We start from the raw sequence: 1,485 nt of genomic DNA, 5'->3' as shown, positions 1-1,485 counted from the left end.
GGATGGATCGTGGAGCAGCCGGGCGAAGGGATCGAGCCCAGCATCGCCCAGCAGTTCGGCGAGGCGATCCACCGGCCAGCTGTAGGCGGGCGCCACCTTGTGGTCGAACCGGACCGGTACTTGTCCGTCGGTCCCGAAGAAGGAGACCAGGAGCAGACCGTTCGGTGCCAGGACGCGTACCTGTTCGGCGAGCAGCTCCGGTAGTTCCCCCGGAGGGGTGTGAATCATTGAGTAGTGGGCCAGCACGCCGCCGAGCGCGGCGTCCTCGATCGGCAGGGATTCCATCCGCGCCTCTTGGAAGCGCAGCGCCGGATGGGCCTGCCGGGCGTGGTCGACCATGCCGGGGGCAAGGTCTAGTCCGAAGGCGTCCAGGCCGAGTTCGTGCAGCATGGCTGTCAGATGTCCGGGCCCGCACCCGACGTCCGCTGTCCGCAGGTTGCCCGTCGCGCGCACCAGTTCGGCGAAGGTGCCGATCATGGCCCGGGAGAAAGGCTGTGTTTCCAGCCGGTTTGCGAACAGCGATGCGTACAGCTCGACGACACCGTCGTAGGCCGTCCTGGTCTCGTCCTGATGATTCGCCACGGGCAGGACTCTATAGCCGGTCTGATAATTGATCTTGTGGCAGGTCGAGGTGAGTTGACGGATGCGGCATGGAGGCGGATAGAGCCCCTTTTGCCTCAGGTGGACGGACGGGGCCGTCCGTGGCGTGATCACCGGCAGGTGGTCAACGGGGTGCTGTGGCGGCTGCGGACCGGGGCTCCGTGGCGGGATCTTCCCGACCGGTTCGGGCCGTGGCAGACCGTCTACGAGCGGTTCGCCCGCTGGGAGGCGGACGGCACCTGGGCACGGTTGCTGGAGCACGTTCAGGTCCGCGATGACGCGGTGGGCCGGGTGGAATGGACCGTCTCCGTCGACTCCACCATCAACCGAGCCCACCAGCACGCAGTCGGCGCCCGCAAAAGGGGGATGTGAACGGGGACGAACTGGAAGATCCGGGCCGCTCGCAGGCGCGCCAGGCCCTCGGCCGCTCCCGAGGCGGACTGACCACCAAAGTCCATCTCGCCGTCGATGGCCGGGGCCTGCCCCTGTCGATTGTGCTCACGCCCGGCAACGTCAACGACGCGACGGCGTTCGGCCAGGTCCTCGACGGCATCCGCACCCCGCGCCTCGGCACGGGCCGCCCGCGCACGACACCGGACCGTGTGCTGGGTGACAAGGCGTATTCCAGCAGGGCCATCCGCCATCCGCCATCTGCTGAGGCGTCGGGGCATCGCTGCCACGATCCCCGAGCGCCGCGACCAGGCGGCGAACCGCCACCGACGCGGAGCCCTCGGCGGCCGGCCGCCGACCTTCGACAAGGTCACCTACCGCGACCGCAACGTCGTCGAACGATGCTTCGCCCGCCTCAAGCAGTTCCGCGCGATCGCGACCCGGTTCGACAAGCTCGGCGACCGCTACCGTGCCGGAGTAGTCCTGGCTTCCTTG

1 protein-coding gene and 1 pseudogene are annotated in these 1,485 nt (G+C 68.6%); one reads left to right on the top strand and one right to left on the bottom strand.

All coding sequences use genetic code 11. The features are described 5' to 3' along the window. Positions 1 to 582 (bottom strand): class I SAM-dependent methyltransferase (locus tag ACZ6JY_RS40800; RefSeq protein WP_469204660.1); only part of this gene is annotated, 582 nt, incomplete at its 3' end. Here ACZ6JY_RS40800 and ACZ6JY_RS40795 point away from each other — a divergent pair. Beyond that, positions 571 to 1,485: pseudogene (locus ACZ6JY_RS40795) on the top strand (IS5 family transposase); the annotation flags it as partial. The gene ACZ6JY_RS40800 and the pseudogene ACZ6JY_RS40795 overlap by 12 nt on opposite strands.

The sequence above is a fragment of the Streptomyces sp. NPDC046335 genome, assembly GCF_055587985.1.
This window is presented reverse-complemented; position numbering and strand designations above follow the sequence as displayed.